We start from the raw sequence: 18,662 nt of genomic DNA on the forward strand, positions 1-18,662 counted from the left end.
GCGAACCCCGGTGGAAACCCTCCCAGCCCAGAATTTCGATGGTCGCCCCGTCCGGGCTGAGGTGCCGCCTTCCCAGAGGAGAAGCGGCGAGACGGGGGACGCAGCCCGGTCGATATGCCTTCCAAAGCAAGCGACCGGCGGTATCCACCCTATCGTCGGTCCGGAGCACTCCGGACAATGCAGTCACCGAAGGGACTGCCGATAGAGACCCCGGATCAGATCCGGGGCTGCGTTGGCTTAGGCCAACTTGATCTCAACATTTACGCCCGCGGCCAGGTCGAGCTTCATCAGCGCATCGACCGTCTGCGGGGTAGGCTGAACGATGTCGAGCAGCCGCTTGTGGGTACGCACCTCGAACTGCTCGCGCGACTTTTTGTCGATGTGCGGGCCGCGGTTCACGGTGAATTTTTCAATGCGCGTCGGCAGCGGGATCGGGCCGCGAATAAGCGCTCCGGTGCGACGTGCCGTATCGGCAATGTCGGTGGTAGCCTGATCGAGCACGCGGTGATCAAAGGCCTTGAGGCGAATGCGAATATTCTGCGTTTCCATGACTATTCCAGTCGAATCCCGTCTGACGATGCGAAAGAGCCGAAATGGCCTGTTCCGGCCCCCTAGTGGAAGCCGGCTCGGCCATCAAAAATCTTTAAGCTACGAGCCGCCCGAATCGCTTCCGAATCAGGCGGCTCGCGGCCCTATATTACTTTGTGATCGTCGCCACAACCCCTGCGCCGACGGTGCGACCGCCTTCGCGGATTGCAAAGCGCAGACCCGGGTCCATGGCGATCGGCGCAATCAGCTTAACCGCCAGCTGGACGTTGTCGCCCGGCATCACCATCTCGGTGCCCTCGGGGAGGATGACCTCGCCGGTGACGTCGGTGGTGCGGAAGTAGAACTGCGGACGATAGTTGGCAAAGAACGGCGTGTGACGGCCGCCTTCGTCCTTGGACAGCACATAGACTTCCGAGGTGAACTCGGTATGCGGCTTGATCGTGCCGGGCTTGCAAAGAACCTGGCCACGCTCGACTTCTTCACGGCCGACGCCGCGGATAAGCGCACCGACGTTATCGCCAGCCTGGCCCTGATCGAGCAGCTTGCGGAACATTTCGACGCCGGTCACGACAGTCTTCTTGGTGTCCTTGATGCCGACGATTTCGACTTCTTCACCCACCTTGACGATGCCGGTTTCGATACGGCCGGTGACGACGGTACCGCGACCCGAGATCGAGAACACGTCTTCGATCGGCATCAGGAAGGGCTTGTCGAGCGGACGTTCCGGCTGCGGGATCCACGCGTCGACGGCTTCCATCAGCTTCAGGATTGCGTCCTTGCCGATGGCGTCGTCGCGGCCTTCGAGAGCGGCAAGCGCCGAACCCGGGATGATGGGGATGTTGTCGCCGTCGAAGTCGCGCTTCGACAGTTCTTCGCGGATTTCGAGCTCTACGAGTTCGAGCAGCTCGGGATCGTCCAGCTGGTCGACCTTGTTCAGGAAAACGACCATGGTCGGCACGCCGACCTGCTTGGCGAGCAGGATGTGCTCCTTGGTCTGCGGCATCGGGCCGTCAGCAGCCGACACCACCAGGATCGCGCCGTCCATCTGGGCAGCACCGGTGATCATGTTCTTCACATAGTCGGCGTGGCCCGGGCAATCGACGTGCGCATAGTGGCGGGCGCCGGTTTCATATTCGACGTGTGCGGTCGAGATGGTGATGCCGCGCTCGCGTTCTTCGGGCGCCTTGTCGATGTTCGCGAAGTCGACGGCGACGCCGCCCGACGTTTCGGCGAGCACCTTGGTGATCGCTGCGGTCAGCGAGGTCTTGCCATGGTCAACGTGACCGATGGTGCCGATGTTGCAGTGCGGCTTGTTCCGCTCAAATTTTGCCTTGGCCATGATCTTACCCTTGTCCTTCGTCTGGCGTGTCTAAATGCTCAGAAATTGTTCGTTCGGCGGAACCGCCTGTTGAAACAGGCGCCGCCATTAGTCGGCTTTGCAGAAGAGGGCAAGCCCCGCGGGGTGAAAGCGGCCCGAAAGCCGTTCACCCCACAAAAAGCTTACGCCATTTTGGCTTTCACCTCTTCGGCGACGTTCGTCGGCACTTCTTCATAATGCGAGAATTGCATCGAGTAGCTAGCGCGACCCTGGCTGAAACTGCGCAGCTGATTCACATAGCCGAACATGTTTGCCAGCGGCACGATCGCTTCGACGACCTGGGCGATGCCCCGGCTGTCGGTGCCCTGAATCTGGCCGCGACGGCTGTTAAGATCGCCGATCACGTCGCCCATGAATTCCTCAGGGGTAACAACCTCGACCTTCATCACCGGCTCGAGCAGCTTGATGCCGGCCTTTGCCGCCACTTCGCGCATCGCCGCACGGCCCGCGATTTCGAACGCCAGCGCCGAAGAGTCGACGTCGTGATAGGCGCCGTCGGTTAGCTTGATTTCGAAGTCGATGATCGGGAAGCCGATCATGTGACCGTTTTCGGCCGACTCGCGCATGCCCTTTTCAACCGACGGGATGTATTCGCGCGGAATGTTGCCGCCCTTGATCTCGTCGATGAAGGTGATGCCCGCGCCGCGTTCGCCGGGAGCAACCGTCACCTTGACGCGGCCGAACTGGCCCGAGCCACCCGACTGCTTCTTGTGGGTATAGTCGACGTCCACGGCCTTCGCGAGCGATTCGCGGTATGCCACCTGCGGCGCGCCGACGTTGGCTTCAACCTTGAACTCGCGCTTCATGCGATCGACGAGGATGTCGAGGTGAAGCTCGCCCATGCCCTTGATGATCGTCTGGCCCGATTCATGGTCGGTCGACACGCGGAACGAGGGATCCTCGGCAGCCAGACGGTTGAGCGCGATGCCCATACGTTCTTGGTCGGCCTTGGTCTTCGGTTCCACCGACAGCTCGATGACCGGCTCGGGGAATTCCATCCGCTCGAGGATGATCGGCGCGCTGGTGGCGCAGAGCGTGTCCCCGGTGGTGGTTTCCTTGAGGCCTGCGAGCGCCACGATGTCGCCCGCAAAGGCTTCTTCGATGTCTTCGCGGCTGTTCGCATGCATCAGCAGCATGCGGCCAACCTTTTCCTTCTTGTCCTTCACCGAGTTCAGGTACGTGCCCTTGTTCAGGGTACCCGAATAGATGCGCGCGAAGGTGAGCGAACCGACGAACGGGTCGTTCATGATCTTGAAGGCGAGCAGCGACAGCGGCGCATCGTCGGCCGGCGGACGCGAATCGGGGGTTTCGCCGTCGAGCTTGAGACCCTGCACGTCGGGAATGTCGAGCGGCGACGGCAGATAATCGACAACGGCGTCGAGCAGCGTCTGCACGCCCTTATTTTTGAACGCCGAGCCGCAGAGGACCGGAACGAACGCCTGCGCCAGCGTCCCCTTGCGGATCAGCTTCTTGAGCGTGGCGACGTCGGGAACGGTGCCTTCAAGATAGGCTTCCATCGCGTCGTCGTCCTGTTCCACGGCGAGTTCGACGAGCTTTTCGCGATACTCAGCCGCCTTGTCGACGAGGTCGGCGGGGATTTCCTCATAGAAGAATTCGGCGCCGAGGCTTTCGTCCTTCCAGATGATCGCGCGTTCGTTGACAAGGTCAACGAGACCCTTGAAGTCGCCTTCGGCGCCGATCGGCAGATAAAGGACGGCCGGGGTCGCACCAAGGCGATCAATGATCGTCTGGACGCAATAATAGAAATCGGCGCCCGTGCGGTCGAGCTTGTTGACGAAGCACATCCGCGGCACTTTATACTTGTCGGCCTGGCGCCACACGGTTTCCGACTGTGGCTCAACGCCGGCAACTCCGTCAAACGCGGTGATCGCGCCGTCGAGCACGCGCAGCGAACGCTCGACTTCGATCGTGAAGTCGACGTGGCCGGGAGTGTCGATGATGTTCAGGCGATGCTCGGGGCCCTGGCCTTCTTCGGCCTTCCACAGGCAGGTGGTGGCCGCAGACGTGATCGTGATGCCGCGTTCCTGTTCCTGCTCCATCCAGTCCATCGTCGCGGCGCCGTCATGGACTTCGCCGATCTTGTAGGACTTGCCGGTGTAGTAAAGGATACGCTCGGTCGTTGTGGTCTTGCCGGCGTCGATGTGCGCCATGATCCCAAAGTTGCGATAATTTTCGAGCGGATGGCTGCGTGCCATGGTCTTTTCCTTGGATGTGGGGGACGGTCTTGCGAGCCGCCCCCGATATAGGAAGAATTGTTGCGATTGCGAGACGCCGGAGCGTCCCGGCAATTACCAGCGGAGTCTAACCTGCCCCGCTGTTACCAGCGGTAGTGCGAGAAGGCGCGGTTCGCTTCGGCCATACGGTGGGTGTCTTCGCGCTTCTTCACCGCGTTGCCGCGGTTGTTCGACGCGTCGAGCAGTTCACCCGACAGGCGCGCAGCCATCGTCGTTTCGCTACGGTTGCGCGCCGCAGTGATCAGCCAGCGGATCGCCAGCGCCTGCGCGCGGTCGGGACGGACTTCGACCGGAACCTGATAGGTCGCACCGCCGACGCGGCGGCTGCGGACTTCGATGTTCGGGCGGATGTTCGCCAGCGCTTCGTGGAACACGCCGATCGGTTCCTTCTTGGCACGGGCTTCAACCGATTCGAGTGCACCGTAAACGATGTTTTCGGCGACCGACTTTTTCCCGTCCAGCATGACGCTGTTCATGAATTTCGACAGCACCGTATCACCGAAACGGGGATCGGGCAGGATTTCGCGGCGTTCAGGACGACGACGACGAGCCATAGGTTATTCCTTTACAACAGCATCCCGGCGCGAAGCGCTCTGGGATGATCAAATAGCCGAAAAAGCGGTCCTTACTTCGGACGCTTCGCGCCGTACTTCGAACGGCTCTGCTTGCGGTCCTTCACGCCCTGCGTATCGAGCACGCCGCGCAGGACGTGGTAACGCACACCGGGAAGATCGCGGACACGACCGCCGCGGATCAGCACAACGCTGTGTTCCTGGAGGTTATGGCCTTCGCCGGGGATATAGGTGATGACTTCGCGCTGGTTGGTCAGGCGGACCTTCGCAACCTTACGGAGCGCCGAGTTCGGCTTTTTCGGGGTGGTCGTATAGACTCGGGTGCAAACGCCGCGCTTTTGCGGGTTTGCGTCCATCGCCGGGACCTTGGACTTCACCTTTTGGGGAGTCCGGCCCTTGCGGACCAGCTGGTTGATCGTGGGCATGAATGCTTCACCTTTAAATGTCCGCCCATCAAAGCGAACGGTTACTGTACCGCGGTGGATGAAGCATCGGTCCGAAACGCGCAGAAATCTGCGAAAAACGGGCAACCTTGTAACAGCAAAAGACCCCGGCTGATCATATCGATCTTCCGAAGGCTTCATCCGCGCCAGCAATGTTCAGCGCTGTTGTAACCGAAAAAGGCGGTTAAGCGCCGCTTTCGATCGACGCGGCCCCTAGCCGCGATTCCCCCGACGGTCAAGGGGCGAGCAAGATTGTTGCGCTGCCGCCGCCGGGCTATCGGTGGCCGATGCCCGCAGTTCGTCACGCCAGCTTTGCGCCCCAAATCGGCCCCGACACCCGGCTGCTGATCCTCGGCAGCCTACCCGGCGCGCGGTCGCTCGCCGAACACCAATATTATGCCCATCCGACAAACCAGTTCTGGCGCCTGATCGGCGCGGTGATCGACGAACCGCTCGCTGATCTGGATTATGACGAGCGCCTGCTCCGGCTGCGCGTTGCGAAGATCGGCCTGTGGGACGTCATCCGCACCGCCGAGCGGCGGTCGAGCAGCGATAGTGAGATACGGGAGGTTGAAGCGCACGATCTCGCCCCGCTGGTTACGGACTTGCCCGAACTGCGAATGATTGCGTTCAACGGTGGCACGGCAGCAGCCATCGGTCGCCGTCAAATGTCCCCGCCGCTCGGCATCACGTTTGTTGACTTACCATCGAGCAGTGCGGCGAACACCATCCGCTTTTCGGCGAAGCAGGAACAATGGCAGCAATTGGCTGAGGCGCTGATCGACGATTAATCCTCCCTGCGGCGAAGCCGTGGGGTGGTGGCAGCGCGAAACGCTGGCGGAGGGGCTTGGCGCTACCGTCGCGGCCCCTCCACCGCTACGCGACGAGGAGGATTAAGAACGATCAGTCGACCACCCGCCCCCGCGCCATCACGAAATCGACTTGCTTCAGAACCCGCACATCGGCGATCGGATCGCTGGCCACCGCTATGATATCGGCACTCTTGCCCACGGCAATGCTGCCGATGTCGTTCGAGAGGCCGAGCAGGTCGGCGGCGTTTACCGTCGCCGCTTTCAGCGCCGCGACCGGGGTCATGCCGTGTTGGACCATCAGCTCGAACTCGTCGCCGTTGCGGCCGTGTTTCGATACCCCGGCATCGGTCCCGAAGGCGATTCTCACGCCGCGCGGGACGAGCTGTTCAAGGCTCTTGCCGGTGATCGAGATGCGCCACTGAATCTTGGCCAGCACGTCGGGCTCATAGGCGGCAGCATTGGCCGCAATGCGTTCCTTATAGCCGTTCACTGTCGACAAGGTCGGGACATAATAGGTTTTCGATTTTGCCCACGCCGCGATCGTCGCTTCGTCGAGGATCGTGCCATGTTCGATCGAATCGGCCCCGGCATCGATCGCGAGGCGGATGCCGTCGGCGCCATGCGCGTGGACCGCGACCTTCTTGCCGAACAGGCGCGCAGTTTCGACGATCGCCTGCGCCTCGTCGTCAAACATTTGCTTGCCCAGTCCGGCGCCGATGCGGCTGTTGACCCCGCCGGTCGAGGCGAATTTGATCACGTCGGCGCCGCGGCCAACCTGAAGTCGCACCGCGCGGCGGCAATCGTCGGCGCCATTGCAGGTGTTGCCCGCGCCCGCAAAGAAGGGGCGAAGCTCGTCGCGATAGCCAAGCGAGCCGTCCATATGCCCCGCGCTGCCCGAAATGCTGGCCCCCGCATCGACGATGCGCGGCCCCTGCACCTTGCCCGCCGCAATCGCATCGCGCAGCGCCAGCGTCGCGCCGTCGCCATCACCGAGGTTGCGCACCGTGGTAAAGCCGGCACGCAGCGTCTTCATGCCGTTGACCTCGGCATTGAACGCCTGCGCCGCGGGGCTGAGCGTGATATCCTCCAGCTGACCCGCGATCCCGCCCGCGTCGCTGGTCAGGTGGACGTGGCTGTCGATCAGGCCGGGGAGGACATATTTGTCCTTGAGGTCGATCAGGGTCGCGCCGGGTTCGGCGGGTTGATAGCCGTCGGCGACCGCGATGATCCGACCGTTCTCGACGATGATCGTCGACGCGCCCCGCACCGGCCTGCCCGGCTCGGCGAGCAATTGCCCGGCGTGAATAACGGTGCGCGCGGGCGCCTGCGCGGCGAGCGGCGTAGCCAGCGCGGCGCCAACAAGCGCGAGCGAAAGACAATGGATCGGTTTCATGTTGGCATCCCCTGATTTGACGTTGGGCACCGTTAGAGCCGATCAGAAGCCCATCGTAAAGCGCAGCGCCGCGCCCTTGTCTTCGGGCATCGCGGCGATATGACCGGGATCGCGGCGGACCCAGCTGTTGGCGATCAGATCACCGCCCAGCAGCGACAATGCGTAGCTCGCCTCGACCACCAGTTCGCGGCCGGTCGGCGCAAGATTATAGGTACGGCGGCCGAAGTCGGTCTGGCCGCTGGCGTAATCATGCGCGACGGGCAGAAGCAGGTCGATGCCGCCGCGCGAGACGCGCAAGGGCTGGGCGAAACGCAGCGCGGCGCGATCGCCGGAACGGAAAAGCTGCGCCTTTGCGATGTCGAACGAAAAGGCCGACGACCACAGCGTCCCACCCGCTACGAGCCCGCCGCGATCGGGACGGGTCCACATCTGGCGCCAGGCGCCCGACAGGCTCCAGCCGTTGGCAAGGTCGATACCAAGGCTTGCGTCACCGACCAAGCTGGTTGCACCCCCGGCGCCGAAAACCGGGCCAAGCCGCGCGCCAAGCAAGCTGTCCGATTCGCGCAGCCAACTGCCGCCCAGCACGGCGCGGGCCGGACCGAAACGGGTGTCCCACGCAGCGCCGACCCGTTGGTAACGGCTGTCGCGGCCCGCACGATAGCGGAGGAGCGGATCGTCCTGCCAGCGCGAACCCGACACCCAGCCATTGTCCAATACGATGCTGATATGGTGATGAGGCGTTATGTTGTGGCGCAGCATCGACCCGATGCCGGGGCGAACGGCAAAACCCAGCCCCTCGTGCGCGCCGTCGCCGATCAGCATCGCATGTCCGCTCTCGCCGCGCTCGCCCGCGAGCAAGCCACCTGCCCCGCGCCCGGCGGCAAAGCCGATCCGCGTCCGCGCGTCGAGACGCGTCACCACCGATGCGGCAAGGGTGCGTGCGCGCTGCGCGTCGTGGAACGAGAGGCCTGCCAGCGCATCGTCCCCGCCTGCCCCCGGCGTCGTCACGAGCGACAGCGCCGTTGCGCGGCTGGCCGCGCTTTGCTGGCGAACCAGCCCACCGATCGCGCCCGGCAGTTTGAAATCGGGGCGGCGCAGCGCCAGCGACCGGCCGAAATCGACGCTGAACGCGCGTCCGAAACCGTCGGTGACGAGGCCGGTGGTCGTTCCCATGCCGGCAGTGCCCGCGTCGCCCATCGGCCCGCCGAGCATGCCGAGCGGCTGGCCAAGATCGACCGCAGTCACCGTGCCCGCAAGCGTCGTCGCCCCCATCGGCTGAAAAGCGCGGGCGATGTCGAGGATACCGCGCCCAAAAACTGCATCCTCGCCCGCCGCCCCGGCGTCGCGTGCCGATTGATAAAGCAGCTGGACGATCTGCTGGCCCGACAGGTTCGGAAACGCCTGCGCCAGCAGCGCCACCGCGCCCGCAACCTGCGGCGCCGCAAAGCTTGTCCCGTTGAGCAGGAAGACAAAATTGCCCTCGGTCCTGAGCGCGCCATTTTCGTAGGCGCAGCAAACCCCTTCGCCGAGCGCGGAGAGATAGGAACCCGAATAGACGCCGGCACGATTGCTGAAGGTGGAACTGGCGCCATTTTCGTCGACCGAACCGACGATGATGACGAGGCCGCCCCCGGCATCGCGCATCCCCTGCGCGAAACGACCCGGATTGTTCGGATCGTTGCCGTCTTCGGTCGTGTCGCCCTCATTGCCCGCTGACAGGATAATGATCACCCCTGCCGTGGTGGCGCGCTGTACTGCGCTGCGCAGCGTTGCGCCGGGCGGATCGCCGCCGCCAAGCGAAATGTTCACGACGCGCGCACCGGCGGTAACGGCCCGATCGAGCGCCGCAGCGATGGCGCTCCCCGGGAACTGGCAGCCGCTTTCCTCGGTGCCGGGATCTTCTGCGGCACAGCTGCCCGGCCGGTCAGCGCGCAGGACGAGCAGTCCGGCATTATAAGCGATGCCCATTGTCCCGGCATCATTCTTGGCTCCCAGCAGCACCTGCGCGACATTGGTGCCGTGGTTGCCTTCGCCGTTGATGCCGCGCGATCCCGCGACGTCGGCCGACAATGGCGAGATGCGCCCGGCAAACTCGGGGCTGTCCTCATCGATTCCATCGTCGACGACGCCCGCCAATATGCCCTGACCTGTTGCCCCCGACTGATAGGCAGAAATCGCGCCATGATAGTTGACCCCGTCGGATCGCCGCGTTTCGGCGGTGTTGAAATTGCCCGTCGGCGGAGGCGTTGGCGTTGGCGTTGGCGTGGGGGTCGGCGCGGGTGCCGATGGCGGCGCCGGAGTTGGCGAAGGCCGCGCCCCGCCCCCACCACCGCAACCGGCGAGCGGCAGCGCGGCGAGGCTGAGCAGCAGGGGTAAAGACCGCCCGGCTATCCGGCGGATGCGTTTGTGTCGTTTTTGATACGCCATCGCCGTTCCCTTTGCCCTGATCGCTGCTATCCTAGCCGAGCGAAGAGCGAAGCGGTAGCAAAGAGCGGTTAATTGGGGGTTCCAATCATCCCTGTCGCGCAGCGATGGGAAGGATTCCATTGCCGGCCTTGCCGCCGTCCACCCCAATCTTTATGCGCCGCGGCGACATGCCCGTTTCGCTTGACCATATCGACTGCTGGATCTTCGATCTCGACAACACGCTCTATTCGCCGTCGGCGAAGCTGTTCGACCTGATCGACGAACGTATGGGTGCTTTCATCATGCGGCTGCTCGACTGCGATGCGGTCGAAGCGCGGCGGGTGCAGAAGCTGTATTTCCACGATCACGGCACGACGATGGCCGGACTGATGCGCCATCACGGCGTCGACCCCGAAGATTTTCTGGTCGACGTCCATGACATCGCCCTCGACCGCATCGCGCCCGACGATCGGCTACGCGCGGGATTGGCCCGGTTGCCAGGCCGCAAGCTGGTGTTCACCAACGCCGACGCCGATTATGCGGCGCGCGTGCTCGAAGCGCGCGGCGTCGCCGACCTGTTCGGCGGCATCTGCGACATTCGCGCGACCGCCTATACGCCCAAGCCCGACCCCGCCGCCTATGCGGCGATGATCACGCACCTGGGCATTGACCCGGCGCGTAGCCTGTTCGTCGAGGATATGGCGCGCAACCTGACCCCGGCCAAGGCGCTGGGCATGACCACCGTCTGGCTGGACAATGGCAGCGAAAGCGGCCATCGCGACCACTTGCCGGACCAGGTCGATTTTCACGTGAGCGACCTTGCCGACTGGCTCGATAGCTTGCCTGCACCCTGGGGGATTTCATGACGACCGACCTGCAAACGACGATCGACACCGCGTGGGAAACGCGCGACACTTTGGGCCTGACGACGCAGGGCACAGTACGCGAGGCGGTCGAAACCGCGCTCGCCGGGCTCGACGACGGCAGCCTGCGCGTAGCGGAACGTGACGCGGGCGGGACATGGCAGGTCAACCAGTGGCTGAAAAAGGCAGTGCTGCTGTCGTTCCGCCTCAACGACATGGAACTCATCGAGGGCGGCCCCGGCGGCGCGCGCTGGTGGGACAAGGTGCCGTCGAAATTCGCCGGGTGGGGCGAGAACCGCTTTCGCGACGCGGGTTTCCGCGCCGTTCCCGGTTCGATCGTCCGTCGCGGCGCCTTCATCAGCAAGGGCGCGGTGCTGATGCCGAGCTTCGTCAACATCGGCGCCTATGTCGGTGAGGGATCGATGGTCGATGCCTGGGCCACCGTCGGCAGCTGCGCGCAGATCGGCGCCAACGTCCATTTGTCGGGCGGCGCCGGGATCGGTGGTGTCCTAGAACCGCTGCAGGCCGGACCGGTGGTGATCGAGGACGGCGCCTTTATCGGCGCGCGCGCCGAGGTCGCCGAGGGCGTGATCGTGCGCCAGGGCGCAGTGCTGTCGATGGGCGTTTACCTCGGCGCATCTACCAAGATCGTCGACCGCGCAACGGGCGAGATTTTCATTGGCGAAGTGCCACCTTACGCGGTTGTCGTCCCCGGCGCGATGCCCGGCAAGCCGCTGCCCGACGGGTCGCCCGGCCCGTCGCTTTACTGCGCGGTGATCGTCAAACGCGTCGATGCCAAGACGCGCGCCAAGACCGGGATCAACGAGTTGCTGCGCGACTGACGCCCCTCGCCGCTCGTCAAACGCTACCTCGGGTTGGTAGAACAGCCCCAAGTTGCGGCTCGACGCGATCAGCATGACTATACGAAAGGCGCCTTCGTCACCGCCTTTGTCGAACAAAAGAATGTCGCGGGGTTTACGCGTTCGACCGTACCGTGTTCGTCGACCGCCGCGACGGGCCGATCGCGATCAGCGAAAGCCGGCGGCGCAAGTTCGGGTAATATCTCCAGCTGACGATGACGGGGACACTTTGAGCACCGTCATCCCGGGGAAGGCCGGGATGACGAGGCAAGGGCGTCACGCCGCTTTTTACCGCTCGCTGAGATAATAGCGCTCGCGCGCGTTCAAATCGTCGTTGAGTTCGTAAACGATCGGCTGGCCGGTCGGGATTTCGAGGCTGGTGATGTCGGCGTCCGAAATCCCCGACAGATGTTTGACCAGCGCGCGCAGGCTGTTGCCATGCGCCGAGATCAGTACCGTCTTGCCCGCGGTCAGCTGCGGCACGATCGCGCTTTCATAATAAGGCAACACGCGTTCGATCGTATCCTTCAGGCTCTCGGCCGCGGGAATATCGATGCCGGCATAGCGCGGGTCGCTCGACAGATCCCATGGCGATCCGGCTTCGAGCGGCGGCGGCGGGATGTCGAAGCTGCGGCGCCAGATCTTGACCTGATCGTCACCATGTTTCGCCGCGGTCTCAGCCTTGTCGAGTCCGGTCAGCCCGCCATAATGACGCTCGTTCAAACGCCAGTCTTTGGTCACGGGAAGCCACAAGCGTCCCATCGCCTCGAGCGCCAGATTGAGCGTCTTGATCGCGCGCGACTGGACCGAAGTGAAGCAGGTGTCGGGGGCGATGCCCTTGGCCTTCATCAACTCGCCTGCCGCCCACGCCTCGGCGGCGCCCTTTTCAGTGACATCGACATCCCACCAGCCGGTGAAGCGGTTTTCGAGGTTCCACTGCGACTGGCCGTGACGGATGAGGATGAGCTGGGGCATTTCGGATCCTTCGGGTGGAGGGTTTCGCTGCCCCTTAGCGTGGCTTTCCTACGAACGCCAATGCCCCTCTTGAAATGGTTTAACCCGCACCCAGATTTGCAGCATCCGGTCGCCGAAACGGGGCCGGGTGGCGATCGCGGCGCGCCGCCGCGGTCCCTGACTTCGCTTTTGAGAAAGGAAGAATGACCATGCGTAACAGTTTTGACTGGACCCCCTATCGCCGTTCGACCGTCGGTTTCGACCGATTGTTCGATTTCCTCGAAACGAGCGGGTCGGGCGCGGAAAATTATCCGCCATTCGACATCGAAAAGATCGCCGATGATCATTTCCGCATCACCGTCGCGGTCGCCGGGTTCAAGAGCGACGAGATCGAGATCGTTGCGCAGCAGAATATGCTGACCGTCAACGGCCGCAAGGCACCCGCGGCCGAAGGCGAAGGTCGCCAGCTGCTGTACAGCGGTATCGCGACGCGCGCTTTCGAACGCCGCTTCCAGCTCGCCGATTTCGTGCGGGTCAGCGCGGCCGACCTGGCCGACGGGCTGCTGATCATCGATCTGGTGCGTGAAGTGCCCGAGGCGATGAAGCCGCACAAGATCGCGATCGGCGGCAATGCGACCCCGACGCTGGTCGAGGACAAGCAGGCGGCATAAGCGCCGCGAGCCCACGCCCTGCGGGGCATCGTGAGCGGGGTCCGGAGTCCCTTCCGGACCCCGCTTTCGTTTTTAGAGCGCGCACGTCATGAAGCGGCTGAACGGGTCGGGCTTGTAATCGGCGAACGGCGCGCAATCGTCGAAACCATAGCGGCGGTAGAGCGCAATCGCGGGTTCGAACGCGGGGCCCGATCCGGTTTCCAGACTGAGCCGCTGGAGCCCGCGACCATGCGCTTCGGCGATAATATGGTCGAGCATACGCGCGGCGACGCCGCGGCGCAGGAAGGCGTCGGCGGTGCGCATCGATTTGATCTCGCCATGCCCGGCACCGAGCATTGTGAGCGCGCCGCACCCCGCCAGCGCATCACCGTCATGGATCGACCAGAAGGTCACATCGGGCGCATTCAGACCATTGAAGTCGAGGAAGTGACAGCTGCCCGCGGGCGAATTGGCGAGCATCCCCGCGAAATGCTGTTCGAGCAGCGCGCGGATCGCGGCGCCGGACAGATCGTCTTCGACGATCCGCCAGCCGCCTTCCCGCGCGCTGGGCGTCACAGCATCTGATCGAGCGTTGCGAGGCACGCGTGCGCCAGCAGCTTCGAGCGTTCGGGCGACCAACCGGCGACCGGATCGGGCAGGTCATCATTGTCCTTGAATGGCATTTCGATCGTCATCGACACCGCGCCAAAGCGTTCGGCGAGCTGGGTCGTCGACATCGACAGATTCGCTTTGCCCGGCGCCGATTCGCTGTAGCCGAGTTCGACCTGGAAATCGGGGGTGTTCGCCGCCAGCGCGGTCTGGAACGCCTTGTATTTTTCCAGCTGCTCGGGCTTCAGCGACGGGATGCCTTCAAAGCCCGCGATGAACACCGCCGGGATCGCCTCGTCGCCATGGACGTCCATCGCCCAGTCGACACCCGTCTCGTCCATCGCGTTGCGGACACACAAGACTTCGGGGCTACGCGCGGTGGTCGGATTGTCCCATTCGCGGTTGAGGTTCACCCCGGCGAAATTGGTACGCAAATGGCCCCGGCACGACCCGTCAGGATTCATGTTCGGCACGATGTGGAAGCGGCATTTGTTGAGCAGCGAACGCGCATGCGGATCGGCGGGATCGGTGAGCTTTTCGAGCGCGCCCTCGACCCACCATTCGGCCATGCTCTCGCCGGGATGCTGGCGCGCATAGAGCCACACCTGCGTATCGCCGGTTCCCATTTCGAGGCAGTCGATCGGCTGGCCTTCGAGGCTGGTGCCGAGGCAGCGATAGGTGACGCCTTCGCACTCGGCGACCGAGGCGACGAGGTCGTGGTGACGCTCCATCGAGAAGGGGGCGAAATAGGCGAGGTAGAGGATCGGGCTTTCGGCGGTGTGGCGGATCGTCAACGTACCGGCATCGTAGCTGGTGTCGAGGCGGAACCAATTGTCGCGGTCATAACTCGCGCACGCCGCATAGCCGGGCCAGCCGTCGGGATAGGCTGAGGCATCAAGCCCGGTGATCGCCAGCTCAAGCGCATCGCCGACCGCGCACGACACGCGGAAGTGAAACCATTGAAAGAAGTCGGATTCGCGGTCCTTACGGATCGAAAGGCGCGCCGCGGTGCCGTCGATCGAATCCACGACGATGTTGCCGCTGTCAAAAGCGGCGTTGATGGTGATGGTCATGGGACGCTGATAGTGCGTCCCGATTCTCCGGGGAAGTCCTTGAATAAGGCTTCGGCCAATTTTGCCGCGGCGAGCGACGGCTGCGACGCGGGCGCCTTTACCGGAATCGCGGCGAGCGCGCGGCCTTCCCACAACGCCTGGCCGGTCGCGGCATCGTCGATGCGTACGGAGAGCTGCAAATCGACCATCCGCTTGGGACCGCCGCCGAGATTGAGACCGATGCCGAGCCCGACGCCCGACCCATAGCTGCCGGTCGAACCACCAACCCCGACCGATACCGGCGATCGTCGTCCCGCGCTGGATTGTTCGCTCCGTTCAAAGGCGACGCGGACCAGCAGCGGCGCACGCTCATTGCTGCCCGCCGCGACCAATCCCTGGCGCTGCAATTGCTGATCGACCGCGGCGCGATAGCTGTTCCATTCAAACGACGGCATGCCCGCGCCCGGGCCGTCGAGCGGCGCGGTTGCGATGGCGTAGCGCGTCCCCGGCGCCCAGCCGGGCACGGCGTTATGAAAGCGGGTAACCTCAACCGGCGGCACCGCGGTGGCGCAGCCGCCGAACGAAAGCGCCGCTGCACAGAGCAGGGCGACAGAAATTTGACGCGTCATTCGGGCATCATGCGCCACCAAATATGGCTTGGCAATGAACTGGGTGCTGCCGCGGCGCGGCGTCTTGCGCCTCAGCGATAGAAGATGTGATTGTCGATCTGCGCGATGCGCGTCTTGCGCCAGCCCGGCGAGACGTAGCGGGCATGAAAGAACAGCGCGCCCGGCGCATGATTCTTCCAGCTGCCGTCGCGGGCGATCTGCGCGATCGCGATCGCGTTGTTCCATTGCGCGCCCTCACGGATCGCCGGCATCTTGCCGCCGCGCACAAAGCTGAACTGGCTGCGCTGATGGACGACGCCGCACAGGCTTTTGGGGAAGCGGCCCGACTGGGCGCGGTTGATCACAACATGCGCGACCGCGAGCTGGCCGACGAGCGATTCGCCGCGCGACTCGAAATAGACGGTGCCGGCAAGGCAGCGCAGCTCGGGATCCATGTCCGCAGGGCGGGGGGTCGCGGCGACCAGCGCGGCGAGCGATTCGGCGGTGACCGGGGCCGGTTTCGAATCCGGGCTCGGCGTTTCGTCGGTATTTTCGATGATGCCATCGACCGGCGCATCGGCCTTGATCGACAGATCCGCCTGTTCAGCGACAACCGGCGTCTCGACGCTGGGTGCGATCAGGGCGGGAAGATTGGCGTCGGCAGCAAGATCGCTTGCAAAGCCGGGTTCCGCCAAAAGCAGCATGGTGGCGGCAGTCATGCCGACGGCAGCCACGCTGGCTACGTTCAAAATACGACTCATAGTGTCCGTCAAAAGTGCGGCCGATGAACCGAAACTTCCAAAACAGGTGGGGGGCTATGGCCCAATACCGCCTGCGGTCATCGTCCGACTGCGTGTCCAACCCGTTTTTCCGGGGCATCACCAGGGCGATGCAACCGACGGAGCGACCTACGCGTTATCGAATGCGCGCCACCTATGTTGCACCGCAACAGAGTCAAGTTAATGCGGCCCATTCCGCGACGAGTCGTGGCGCATCTGCGATGTCCAGTTCAACAATCCACAGATCGGGATCCGCCTTTTGCCGCCGGTCCTGGTAGTTGGCGCGCGATTCACCGTCTTTGGAGTCATCAGGGCCGACAGCCTCCCAGATATAGTGGCCGGTCGCCGAAAAACGCCGTTCAAGCAGCGGCCCGGGCTGCCCGCGCTCGGTACATTGGACCAGGATGATGCCCGAATGTTCGTCGCCCTTGGCGAGCACGGTCGCAAAGCCGCCCGCCGATTCGGTCCGGCGCAGCAACAGGTCGACGAGAAAACGGCTGGTGAGCCGCGTCACGGGAAAGGTTGCGCTGCGGCGTTATGCCGCGTCACGCGTTTCAGTATCGGCGAGCAGCGCATAAAGGGCCTCGTCGCTCTTCGCCCCGCGCAGGCGTTCGGCGATCGCTTCGTTGCGCAGCATGCGCGACACCCCGGCGAGCGCCTTGAGATGATCGGCACCGGCGTCGAGCGGCGACAGCAGCACGAACAACAGATCGACCGGCAGGCCATCGACCGCGTTGAAATCGATCGGGCGTGACAATTGCAGAAACAGCCCGCGCACCCCGGTGAGGTCCGCCATCTTGGCATGCGGCAGCGCGATACCGCGTCCGAATCCGGTCGAACCGAGCCGCTCGCGTTCGAGCAAGGCTTCGCTGACCTCGCCCGCGTCGAGGCCGAGCGAACGGCTGGCGAGGTCGCCCACAAACGGAAACAGCGCCTTTTTCGAATCGAGCTGCACATGCGCGCGCACGGTCGCGGGATAAAGAAGGGAAGAAAGATTCATGGTTCTGGTCAAATCTGTGTAGCCGCCGGGCGAAGGGGCCGGCCGTTCCTGGGCAATGGATTGCGGATCGGTCGTACCGGCGCCCCGCCATACCGGCATAGGACGTTGTTGGGCGCGGCCCTTATGCCGGTTGGCGAAGAAAATCCAGCCTTATCGTGGTTCGACCCAGCCGATCGTCCCGTCGTCGCGGCGATAGACCATATTATGCGCACCGGTCTTGCTGTTGACGAACAGCAGCGCGTTGGTGTTGCGCAGGTCGAGCATCATCACCGCGTCGGACACGCTGCTGCTGGGAATATCGACGCGCGTTTCGGCAATGATCGCCGGCGCGTCGCCGGCATCCTCGTCGCCGCCGACGTCGAACACGGTATAGCCTGCGTTATCCTCGATCTCGTCGACCGTCGGCGATGGCACCGCCACGCCGTTGTTATGGTCTTTCAAGCGCCGCATGTAGCGCCTGAGCTGCTTTTCGATGCGTTCGGCGGCGCCCTCGAACGCGACATGCGCGTCCTGCGCCTGGCCATGCCCCTTGAGCACCAGCCCCTGCATTACATGCGCAACGATGTCGCACTGAAAACTGTCGTGCGGTCCTTTGCCAAAGATCGCGTGCGCGCCGATCGCCCGGGAGAAATATTTGTCGGCAATCGCGTTCATCCGATCCGACACATGCGCCTGCAGCGCTTCGCCGGTTTCGATCTGGTGGCCAGAGACGCGGATTTCCATTTTTCTTCTCCTGCTATGTCCGATGCGATGACATCAAGGGAGCGTCATCACACCGTATCGAGCCACAGCGGCTGGTTGAGCCCTGCGACAAAGGCGGCATGGCGCGCCAGATCGGCGGCCGATGCCATATGGGGTCGGGGTTCGCGGAACGGACGGTCATGGCCACGCGCCGCCACGGGGGAGGGTGGGGACGCCGCCGCCGATCCGGCGGCAGACGAGGCCAGCCCCAGCCCGATCTGCCGCCCGCCGGTCATTTCGATGTAAAGATGGGCGAGTAGTTCGGCATCGAGCAGCGCGCCGTGCTTGACGCGGTGGCTGCGGTCGATGCCGTAGCGGGTGCAAAGTGCGTCGAGGCTGTGTTTGGCGCCCGGGTGGAGCTTGCGCGCCATCTGCACCGTGCAGCACATCCGCGCCATGTCGAGCGCGGGACGTCCGGCGCGCGCCAGCTCGGCATTGACGAAACCAAAGTCGAAGACGGCATTGTGCGCGATCAGCGGCGCGTCGCCGAGAAACGCCATCAGCTCGTCGATGCGCTCGGCAAACAACGGCTTGTCCGACAGAAACTGGATCGACAGGCCGTGCACCGCTTCGGCAGCGGCGGGCATGTCGCGTTCGGGGTTGAAATAGGCGTGGAAGGTCTGGCCGGTCTCGCGGCGGTCGACCAGTTCGATACACCCGATTTCGACCAGCCTGTCTCCGGTCTTGGGATCGAATCCCGTGGTTTCCGTATCGAAGATTATCTCTCGCATTGAGCGA

The 18,662-nt window shown here is 63.8% G+C and carries 20 protein-coding genes; 4 read left to right on the forward strand and 16 right to left on the reverse strand.

Going from position 1 to position 18,662, the window contains the following annotated elements:
- Window positions 1–237: 237 nt before the first annotated feature.
- The 5 genes from rpsJ to rpsL all read right to left on the reverse strand — a co-directional run bounded on the left by rpsJ (window position 238) and on the right by rpsL (window position 5,179).
- Window positions 238–549, reverse strand: coding sequence for a 30S ribosomal protein S10 (rpsJ, locus tag CDQ92_RS02745; RefSeq protein ID WP_011543089.1), 312 nt, complete (start codon window positions 547–549; stop codon window positions 238–240).
- 148 nt (window positions 550–697) lie between these two features.
- Window positions 698–1,888, reverse strand: a complete 1,191-nt coding sequence (gene tuf / locus CDQ92_RS02750; protein ID WP_088439845.1) for an elongation factor Tu — start codon at window positions 1,886–1,888, stop codon at window positions 698–700.
- A gap of 161 nt (window positions 1,889–2,049) precedes the next feature.
- On the reverse strand, window positions 2,050–4,143 hold the full coding sequence (gene fusA / locus CDQ92_RS02755; protein WP_088439846.1) for an elongation factor G: 2,094 nt from the start codon (window positions 4,141–4,143) through the stop codon (window positions 2,050–2,052).
- A 122-nt stretch (window positions 4,144–4,265) separates the two neighbouring features.
- Window positions 4,266–4,736, reverse strand: a complete 471-nt coding sequence (rpsG, locus tag CDQ92_RS02760; protein WP_088439847.1) for a 30S ribosomal protein S7 — start codon at window positions 4,734–4,736, stop codon at window positions 4,266–4,268.
- Between the two features lie 71 nt (window positions 4,737–4,807).
- Entirely contained in the window at window positions 4,808–5,179 is a 372-nt protein-coding gene (gene rpsL / locus CDQ92_RS02765) for a 30S ribosomal protein S12 (RefSeq protein ID WP_037515637.1), read from the reverse strand.
- Between the two features lie 305 nt (window positions 5,180–5,484).
- Between rpsL and CDQ92_RS02770 the strand changes: the two genes are divergently transcribed.
- Window positions 5,485–5,988, forward strand: a complete 504-nt coding sequence (locus CDQ92_RS02770; protein ID WP_088439848.1) for a DNA-deoxyinosine glycosylase — start codon at window positions 5,485–5,487, stop codon at window positions 5,986–5,988.
- Between the two features lie 112 nt (window positions 5,989–6,100).
- Here the strand turns inward: CDQ92_RS02770 and CDQ92_RS02775 are convergent, their stop codons facing one another.
- Together CDQ92_RS02775 and CDQ92_RS02780 are read right to left on the reverse strand one after the other, a co-directional pair.
- Window positions 6,101–7,402 (reverse strand): metal-dependent hydrolase family protein, encoded by a 1,302-nt coding sequence (locus tag CDQ92_RS02775; RefSeq protein ID WP_088439849.1) that lies wholly within the window; start codon window positions 7,400–7,402, stop codon window positions 6,101–6,103.
- 42 nt (window positions 7,403–7,444) lie between these two features.
- Entirely contained in the window at window positions 7,445–9,829 is a 2,385-nt protein-coding gene (locus CDQ92_RS02780) for a S8 family peptidase (RefSeq protein WP_144035675.1), read from the reverse strand.
- A gap of 167 nt (window positions 9,830–9,996) precedes the next feature.
- On the opposite strand from CDQ92_RS02780, the gene CDQ92_RS02785 reads away from it, so the two are divergent.
- Together CDQ92_RS02785 and dapD are read left to right on the forward strand one after the other, a co-directional pair.
- Window positions 9,997–10,674, forward strand: a complete 678-nt coding sequence (locus CDQ92_RS02785) for a pyrimidine 5'-nucleotidase (protein ID WP_088440538.1) — start codon at window positions 9,997–9,999, stop codon at window positions 10,672–10,674.
- Window positions 10,671–11,513 (forward strand): 2,3,4,5-tetrahydropyridine-2,6-dicarboxylate N-succinyltransferase, encoded by an 843-nt coding sequence (gene dapD, locus CDQ92_RS02790; protein ID WP_088439851.1) that lies wholly within the window; start codon window positions 10,671–10,673, stop codon window positions 11,511–11,513. The genes CDQ92_RS02785 and dapD overlap by 4 nt, the downstream gene beginning before the upstream one ends.
- A gap of 306 nt (window positions 11,514–11,819) precedes the next feature.
- Here the strand turns inward: dapD and gpmA are convergent, their stop codons facing one another.
- Window positions 11,820–12,506, reverse strand: a complete 687-nt coding sequence (gene gpmA / locus CDQ92_RS02795) for a 2,3-diphosphoglycerate-dependent phosphoglycerate mutase (protein WP_088439852.1) — start codon at window positions 12,504–12,506, stop codon at window positions 11,820–11,822.
- A gap of 188 nt (window positions 12,507–12,694) precedes the next feature.
- Between gpmA and CDQ92_RS02800 the strand changes: the two genes are divergently transcribed.
- A complete protein-coding gene (locus CDQ92_RS02800; protein ID WP_188682299.1) occupies window positions 12,695–13,156 on the forward strand; it encodes an Hsp20 family protein in 462 nt (153 codons plus the stop codon).
- A gap of 72 nt (window positions 13,157–13,228) precedes the next feature.
- On the opposite strand, the gene CDQ92_RS02805 is transcribed toward CDQ92_RS02800, so the two are convergent.
- From CDQ92_RS02805 to dnaQ, 8 genes are all read right to left on the reverse strand, one after another.
- On the reverse strand, window positions 13,229–13,711 hold the full coding sequence (locus tag CDQ92_RS02805) for a GNAT family N-acetyltransferase (RefSeq protein WP_088439854.1): 483 nt from the start codon (window positions 13,709–13,711) through the stop codon (window positions 13,229–13,231).
- On the reverse strand, window positions 13,708–14,817 hold the full coding sequence (locus tag CDQ92_RS02810; protein ID WP_088439855.1) for a M14 family metallopeptidase: 1,110 nt from the start codon (window positions 14,815–14,817) through the stop codon (window positions 13,708–13,710). Before CDQ92_RS02810 ends, CDQ92_RS02805 begins: the two co-directional genes overlap by 4 nt.
- Window positions 14,814–15,425, reverse strand: a complete 612-nt coding sequence (locus CDQ92_RS02815) for a DUF4136 domain-containing protein (protein WP_088439856.1) — start codon at window positions 15,423–15,425, stop codon at window positions 14,814–14,816. Before CDQ92_RS02815 ends, CDQ92_RS02810 begins: the two co-directional genes overlap by 4 nt.
- A 71-nt stretch (window positions 15,426–15,496) precedes the next feature.
- Window positions 15,497–16,165, reverse strand: coding sequence for a cell wall hydrolase (locus CDQ92_RS02820; protein ID WP_088439857.1), 669 nt, complete (start codon window positions 16,163–16,165; stop codon window positions 15,497–15,499).
- Window positions 16,166–16,358: 193 nt separating this feature from the next.
- Complete coding sequence (locus CDQ92_RS02825) at window positions 16,359–16,697, reverse strand: DUF1491 family protein (RefSeq protein ID WP_088439858.1); 339 nt, start codon at window positions 16,695–16,697, stop codon at window positions 16,359–16,361.
- Window positions 16,698–16,718: 21 nt separating this feature from the next.
- Complete coding sequence (locus CDQ92_RS02830; RefSeq protein ID WP_088439859.1) at window positions 16,719–17,183, reverse strand: PTS sugar transporter subunit IIA; 465 nt, start codon at window positions 17,181–17,183, stop codon at window positions 16,719–16,721.
- Window positions 17,184–17,333: 150 nt separating this feature from the next.
- A complete protein-coding gene (hpf, locus tag CDQ92_RS02835; RefSeq protein ID WP_088439860.1) occupies window positions 17,334–17,906 on the reverse strand; it encodes a ribosome hibernation-promoting factor, HPF/YfiA family in 573 nt (190 codons plus the stop codon).
- A gap of 47 nt (window positions 17,907–17,953) precedes the next feature.
- Window positions 17,954–18,655: a DNA polymerase III subunit epsilon gene (gene dnaQ / locus CDQ92_RS02840; RefSeq protein WP_088439861.1), complete on the reverse strand. Its 702-nt coding sequence runs from the start codon at window positions 18,653–18,655 to the stop codon at window positions 17,954–17,956.
- Window positions 18,656–18,662 lie beyond the last annotated feature (7 nt).

It is taken from the genome of Sphingopyxis bauzanensis, assembly GCF_002205675.1.
Classification (GTDB): Bacteria; Pseudomonadota; Alphaproteobacteria; order Sphingomonadales; family Sphingomonadaceae; genus Sphingopyxis; species Sphingopyxis bauzanensis.